Origin of the sequence: Neisseria iguanae (assembly GCF_003013245.1) — a bacterium.
Classification (GTDB): domain Bacteria; phylum Pseudomonadota; class Gammaproteobacteria; order Burkholderiales; family Neisseriaceae; genus Neisseria; species Neisseria iguanae.
Map to the genome: position 1 here is coordinate 1 of NZ_PXYY01000116.1, position 6,562 is coordinate 6,562.

6 protein-coding genes and 2 pseudogenes are annotated in these 6,562 nt (G+C 49.6%); 3 read left to right on the forward strand and 5 right to left on the reverse strand.

The features are described 5' to 3' along the window. Positions 1 to 295: 295 nt before the first annotated feature. Both C7N83_RS12470 and C7N83_RS12475 read right to left on the reverse strand, forming a co-directional pair. Positions 296 to 942 (reverse strand): annotated as a pseudogene (locus C7N83_RS12470) (IS1595 family transposase). Between the two features lie 406 nt (positions 943 to 1,348). After that, entirely contained in the window at positions 1,349 to 2,455 is a 1,107-nt protein-coding gene (locus C7N83_RS12475) for an alpha/beta hydrolase (RefSeq protein ID WP_106743032.1), read from the reverse strand. A gap of 146 nt (positions 2,456 to 2,601) precedes the next feature. Between C7N83_RS12475 and C7N83_RS14345 the strand changes: the two genes are divergently transcribed. After that, a complete protein-coding gene (locus tag C7N83_RS14345; RefSeq protein WP_146135160.1) occupies positions 2,602 to 2,823 on the forward strand; it encodes a hypothetical protein in 222 nt (73 codons plus the stop codon). Positions 2,824 to 2,856: 33 nt separating this feature from the next. Beyond that, the gene (locus C7N83_RS12485; RefSeq protein ID WP_106743035.1) at positions 2,857 to 3,756 is read left to right on the forward strand and encodes a LysR family transcriptional regulator; all 900 of its coding nucleotides are present in this window, start codon (positions 2,857 to 2,859) and stop codon (positions 3,754 to 3,756) included. A 58-nt stretch (positions 3,757 to 3,814) separates the two neighbouring features. Here the strand turns inward: C7N83_RS12485 and C7N83_RS12490 are convergent, their stop codons facing one another. The 3 genes from C7N83_RS12490 to rnhA form a co-directional block, all read right to left on the reverse strand. Continuing rightward, positions 3,815 to 5,002, reverse strand: coding sequence for an LD-carboxypeptidase (locus C7N83_RS12490; protein ID WP_106743037.1), 1,188 nt, complete (start codon positions 5,000 to 5,002; stop codon positions 3,815 to 3,817). A gap of 290 nt (positions 5,003 to 5,292) precedes the next feature. Continuing rightward, positions 5,293 to 5,691 carry an HIT family protein gene (locus C7N83_RS12495; RefSeq protein ID WP_106743038.1) on the reverse strand — a complete coding sequence of 133 codons (399 nt, stop codon included), beginning with the start codon at positions 5,689 to 5,691 and terminating at the stop codon, positions 5,293 to 5,295. A 168-nt stretch (positions 5,692 to 5,859) separates the two neighbouring features. Continuing rightward, complete coding sequence (gene rnhA / locus C7N83_RS12500) at positions 5,860 to 6,297, reverse strand: ribonuclease HI (RefSeq protein WP_106743040.1); 438 nt, start codon at positions 6,295 to 6,297, stop codon at positions 5,860 to 5,862. Between the two features lie 107 nt (positions 6,298 to 6,404). Here rnhA and C7N83_RS16330 point away from each other — a divergent pair. Then, positions 6,405 to 6,562, forward strand: a pseudogene (locus C7N83_RS16330) (IS1595 family transposase); the annotation flags it as partial.

Here is a 6,562-nt window from a genome sequence, read left to right on the forward strand (position 1 = left end):
CCGTTTTGCCGGCTGTTTTTTTTGACGTGTTTTAAGCCGCAGAAAAAGCATTTTTTGTGTTCAAAGCCTTTGACTCTGTTTAAAGCTTTGCAGGATAAGGGCTACAGCGGCTTTTGGCATCTTTTTTTCCTAATATCTAATATGCCAAAATTTTCGATTGATTATTAAAATAATAGCTAATTAAATGGATCATGACGACATGAGGTATCCGACCTACCTCGTGTGTTCATTTTTAAGTTAATCAGCGATAAGGTTGACAAACAGATAAAAAAAGATTTGGGGCTGTCTTTAATAACTAGGACAAATATTTTCTTACCAATTGTTTTAAAACGAATAATTGGGACTTTATTCCACTGTTGTTAAAATCCCGTTCACCCTCCTTCAAATACAGCTCAAAATGGCTTTAGGAATGCTGTCGGACTGACGTAAATGGTGTTTTGCCTGATTTCAAAAATTCCCAATCCCATTAATGTGGTTATGCTGTTCGGCAAAATGCGTGCTGTGGTTGATTCGGAAGTGACTGAACCTGCCTACATCCAACACGTTGTAGCCGCGGTAAAAGTCAGTGCAAACAATGTTGTCAGGCTTCATTTTCTCGCGGATAATCGGCAGCAAGGTAGCGGTTTGAGTATCCGGAACAGCAACGGTATAGATCTTGCCGGCACACTTCAAAAGCCCGAATACAGCGGCTTTCCGGCAGCGGCATGACCGTACTTACCTTTACGGTGTCCGCTAAAATAACTTTCATGGCCTCCATTTCGCCATCGGGCATTTCCAAATATCGGCTGTGTCGGTAAATCAGCGACCGTAAACGGTGAAAGGTTATAGGCCGCTGTATTGCAGTTGACCCCAGCCGGCTCAGCAGCCGTACGTGCAGTAATACCAGCAACGAGCAGCTCAATTAGTTTTTTATTTATAAGGGTTTAGGCAGCTTTTTCTCATCAGGTTATTTAAATGTTTTTGAATAACTTTAGTTATCTAGAACAGCCCAAAGATTTTTATGGTCCGGCACCCGAGTATTCAGGCTGACCCGGATATGCCGGCCATATCCGGCTATCAGTTTCTATATTGCTTAAAAAATAAATTGGAAACAGCGGTTGGGGTAGAAGTGCCGGCCGACGTTGCTGCGCAGGTCGCCAGCGATGGGATATAAAGCAGATTTCCGGATACAGACGGCCGAAAATCTGCTGCGCAAACAGGTTGCCGGATGAACTCTGTACGTGAGACGGCGGGCAGCCGTTTGATTTTAAAATGAGGCGATGCCGGCTTCGGTTTGCTGTTTCTCTTTCATTTCTAATTCAAACGGCTGTTTTTAAGGATCGGTATCAAGCGTCATTTTTTCAATGGTTTATTTTAAATTCGCTTTGTAAAACGCTGCAAATTTGTCAAACGGAATTTTGCCTGACTGCTTATCGTACAAATCCACGTGGGTTGCGCCGGGAATAATCACCAGTTCTTTATTTTTACTGCCCAGTGCTTTAAAAGCATCTTCGCCGAAGTAGCGCGAATGGGCGTTTCCTCCGTGTACCACCAGTGCGGGTGAGGTCATTTCGGCGGCATATTGCAGTATCGGCATATTGACGAACGATAAGGCATTGGTGGTTGTCCATGCGCTGTTGGAGTTGATGCTGCGCGGATGGAAACCGCGTTTGGTTTTGTAAAAACCGGAATATTCGCGCACGAATTGGGGCGTTTCGGCAGTGATTTGCTCTTGCGGGGTCAAGTGCAGGGCAGGATCGCCCAAATCAGCATGGTTGTTGCGGAATGCGGCAGTGCGTGCGGTGTTTAAGTCTTGTTTCATTTTCAGACGGCCTTGTGCATCTACGCTGTCGTTATAGCCTTTTGCCATAACGCGGGTCATGTCGTACATGGTGCTGACGGCGACGGCTTTGACGCGAGTGTCGGCAATCGCGGCGTTAAGTGCGAAGCCGCCCCAGCCGCAGATACCGAGAATGCCGACGGCGTTTTGATTGACAAGGTCGTGATTGGACAGATAATCCACGGCGGCACTGAAGTCTTCGGTGTTGATGTCGGGGCTGGCGACATTGCGTGGTTCGCCGCCGCTCTCGCCGGTGTAGCTGCCGTCAAATGCGAGCGTGATGAAGCCGCGTTCGGCCAAATCCTGTGCGTAAATACCGGAGCTTTGTTCTTTGACTGCACCAAACGGACCAGATACGGCGATGGCAGGTAATTTGCCACGGATATTTTTCGGGATGTACAAATCGCCGACAAGCGTGATGCCGTAGCGGTTTTTGAATGATACTTTCTGATGGGTCACTTTGTCGGATTTGGGAAAGATTTTGTCCCATTCTTTAACCATGGAAACGGGCAGGGTCGGATTTTGTGCATGGGTGTTGGCGGTATTCATATTCGGTTTTCCTTGTGCGGGGAAGGTTAAAATAGTGCTGAAAAATGCAGCAGTGGCCAAGGATGTTAAGAAAGTTCGGCGTTGCATAATGGGGACTCCGAGTTTGGGTATGTGACGGAATGGATTGTAGACAGGTTGAATTGTTCCGTAAATTAATATTATTGGTTTACTGTATTCCTATTTTTGTTATAATTTTTAAACATTTTCGGTAGCGGATATGTAGGGCATACGGCTTGGCGGCACAGGCTTTTCCGGCGTTGCTTTGCCATTTTCCTGCGTTTTTCGGTTTGCCGCTTGGTTTTATTCCCGTGCCAGAAGATTCAAACGACCTTGACGATTCGGCCAGTTTGGGTTCCAGGCCTGAGAAAACCGTTGGACTACCTGCAAATATCGGGTTTCCCCATCCGGCCTGCCCGCGTTTATTTATTTTAGGTATAAAAGATGAAATCATTTGAACACCTGTGCCTGTTTTCAGACGGCCTCCCATCATGAACAAACTTGAAGCCCTGCGTCTTTTTTGTGCCGCTGCTGAAAGTGGTAATTTTCGTCAAACCGCGTTGCATTTGGGTGTGTCGCCGCAGGCCGTAACCCGTGCTGTGTCGTTTTTGGAGCAGGAATTCGGCGATCTGCTGTTTGTACGCAATACCCGGACTTCCGCCATCACGCCGTTTGGCAGGCAGGTTTATGCCGAGGCGAAAACTGCACTGTCGCATACAGATGCGTTGTTTCAACAGTTTGACCGGAAAGAGCGTGAAGTTGAGGCCGGATTGGTGCGCGTGGCGTTGCCGGAAGTGGATGATTTCGGGTTATTGGAATACGTATTGGAAGGTTTGCGCGATTATCCTGAGATTGTGCCGGATTGGCGCGGAGACAATGCGCTGGCTAATGCCGACCGCGACCAGATTGATGTCGGCGTGCGCGTGGGTGTGCCCCAAGAGAATGATTTTATTGTCAAATCCGTTGCACCGCTGCAGCTGCAAACCGTGATGGCCCCTGATTTGATCGGCTGTATGGGCGAACCGCGAAACACGGCGGATTTGCGTATGCGTTTTCCATTGGCAGGTTTGCTCAATCTCAATAGTGGCAGGTTGTTCGAATATGATTATGCCGACGGCAGTTTTATTCCCGAACGCCCTGCCTTTATTACGCCTAATTCGGCACATGCGCTGCAAGCGGTGCTGCAAGGGCGGGCGGCAGGGCAGTTTGCCGCGTGGTCGGTGCGGACGCATATCCGGCAAGGCCGTTTGAAAGCTGTATTGGCAAAAGAAGAGGTAACGCTTGATTGGCAGCTTTATGTTTACCGTCCGCGCCGCCACCGCAATACTGCAAGGGTAAAACGGGTGTTTGACCTCCTTTTTGAAGCTTTGGTACGGCAGTTTGAGGAATGAGAAGGAAAGGCCGTCTGCAAAATAGGTTCAGACGGCCTTTATATTAAAGTATTCAAAATTATTCAATCACTTCTTCGGTAATCATGTCGTAATAAGAAGCATCAAAGCTCGGCATCGGTGGCGGTAACAGTGTGTCGAGGCTGAGGCTGGCGGCATTTAAGGTCGGGTAGCCACTGAACGTCACTGAATAGCCGCCGCTGCCGTTGCTGCGCACTTTGGCGTGTGCGCCTAATGGGAAAGTGGCTTTATTGGTGATGTGGCCGAACGGGAAGCCACTCAACACCGGTACGCGTGTCACCCGGTAGATTTGGTTGATGACCGCCGACAAATCATAACTCGAGTCATACACATCGCGGATGGTGCCCATGCGGAAATCACCAAAGATAATCGCGCGTTGCTTTTTCAAAACTCCGGATAAATACAGCGTGTTGAGCATACGTTCGATGCGGTAAGGCTGCTCACCTACGTCTTCAATAAACAGAATGCCACCTTGGATATCCGGCATATAAGCCGTTCCCGCCAGTGAAGCCAAAACACTCAGGTTGCCGCCCCACAGCGTACCTTCTACGTTGACATCACTGCGCTGGATAGCCGCGATGTCGAGGGTATTGGTGGCGCTGGTGGTACCGCGAATAAACAAATCCATGGTATAGACGCTCGGGTTGGGTTTGCCGAATTCGCTGTAGACCATCGGGCCTGCAAAACTCATCATATTGCCTTTGGCCAGCAGCGCCAGTTGCACGGCGCATACGTCGCTGAAGCCTAAAAACAATGTGCCGCGTTCACGCATCCGCGCGCCCAACGAAGCAAAATCAATGCCCGGCAACAAACGCGCTGCGCCATAGCCGCCGCGCAAGCCCATCAATACTTTAGGCGTTTTCACACGGCCGCTGGCGACTTCTTGGAAATCGTTGATACGCTCGGCGTCAGTTCCGGCAAAACGCTGATAACGGCGCGAACCGGCCTGCTGGTTGGTGACGGTAAAACCGGCGTTGTACAGGCGGGTCAGACCGACATTGACATGGTCGTAAGATTCGGCAAAGCCGGAAGGCGCGACGACACGCAAAATATTGTCGCCGGAGCGGGCAGGTTGGGAGCGGCGGGGTTGCACGGTTTGGCTTCTTGACGGGGTACGGTTAACAGTGGTTTTTTGGGGAGAGCCGGTGCCGCAGGCTTGCAGCAATCCTGCGCCGGCGACTGCAGCCGAAGTGCGCAGAAAATGGCGGCGGGAAGGTTTCCAAGACATAAAACATCCTTTTTGATGGGACGGGCAGAACTGCCGGTATGGGCCGTCTGAAAGCAGGCGGCTTGATATGGCGAAATCACTAAAAACCGATTTGACGTTGTCCTGCCTTAACCCAAAGAGAACGAGTTTGCAAACCGCCGAAACAGCAATAGAAACGGTTCGGTACTGCGTGTACTGTTTGCGGCAGGCTGCCTTGTATCCGTTATTTTATTGATTGTTTCCGCGATAAGTAATGTTGATTAAAATATTTTCAGACGGTCTGTTCAGATACCCAAAAGGTCGTCTGAAACTTAAACCAGCAAGGTTTTGACCTGCTGCGTCCAATCTTGCGGCAGCGTCATTTCATGACCGCGGGTGGCCTTTGCCCAAATTGGTGCCGGAAAATTGGCATCGTTTTTAAAACGCGCAATCACATGCCAATGAAGGTGCGGCACGACATTGCCCAAGCTCGCCAAATTGATTTTGGCCGGTTTCAACACTTGGCGCATGGCTGACTCTACACGGTACACCATCGCCATGATTTCATCGCGCTGCGCCTTCGGCAAGTCGGTCATTTCAGCGACATGATTCTGCCAAATCACGCGGCAGAAAGCAGGCGAGCCGGCTTCGTCGTGTACGGCAACCACACGCAGATTCGGCGTTTGCAGCAAAATATCTTCATTTTCTGCATGGCAAATCGGGCAACTCATGGCAATCCTTATGAAATCGATCGAATCGGAGGATATATTCTAAGGGAAAAGGCCGTCTGAATCATCTTTCCGGACGGCCTTTTGACATAATTTTAGAAAAATGTGGCAATTTGTCGGGTGGGACGGCAGTATTTTTGTAGGATTTTTTTCGGGGGTCTTGGGGCCGGCTTACATGAACTGCGCCGCACCGCGGTTGGCCAATTCGTCGGCACGGTCATTTTCGGCGTGTCCTGCATGGCCTTTGACCCATGTCCAGCGAACATCGTGCCGATTCACCAATTCATCGAGCGTTTTCCACAAATCATCGTTTTTTACCGGCTTTTTAGAGGCGGTTTTCCAGCCGTTTTTCTTCCAGCCGTTAATCCAGCTTTCCATGCCGTTTTTGACATACTGCGAGTCGGTGCAGATTTGCACCGTGCAACGGCGTTTCAAGCTTTTCAAGCCTTCGATGACGGCGGTAAGTTCCATGCGGTTGTTGGTGGTTTCGGCTTCGCCGCCGAACAGCTCTTTTTCGTGTTCGCCGTAGCGCATCAACACGCCCCAGCCGCCCTTGCCCGGATTGCCTTTGCATGCGCCGTCGGTGTAAAGGTATACGGTTTTATCCATAAAATTTCTCTTCATTCAACCGCCGAATCATAACACAAGCCGTCTGGAAAGATTGAATTTAAAACAAGGAGCTGACGCAGATGAGCAATCGGGTTATACATTAAAAAATGAAGGTAACCCATTGCAAACCAAGCAAATCTACACGGAAAAAATTCTTCAATTTTCTGTATCGGAAGTAACGGCCCGTGCAGCTGCCGGTACACCCGGTATCCGGCCTGATTCCGCCCTGTTGTTTTACCGTAAAATCCGCCAAGCCATCGCTTAC

Bases quoted from the DNA above. Each gene is read 5' to 3' on its own strand.
- C7N83_RS12475 (WP_106743032.1), bottom strand. From the start codon at position 2,455: ATGCAACGCCGAACTTTCTTAACATCCTTGGCCACTGCTGCATTTTTC.
- C7N83_RS12485 (WP_106743035.1), top strand. From the start codon at position 2,857: ATGAACAAACTTGAAGCCCTGCGTCTTTTTTGTGCCGCTGCTGAAAGT.
- C7N83_RS12490 (WP_106743037.1), bottom strand. From the start codon at position 5,002: ATGTCTTGGAAACCTTCCCGCCGCCATTTTCTGCGCACTTCGGCTGCA.
- C7N83_RS12495 (WP_106743038.1), bottom strand. From the start codon at position 5,691: ATGAGTTGCCCGATTTGCCATGCAGAAAATGAAGATATTTTGCTGCAA.
- rnhA (WP_106743040.1), bottom strand. From the start codon at position 6,297: ATGGATAAAACCGTATACCTTTACACCGACGGCGCATGCAAAGGCAAT.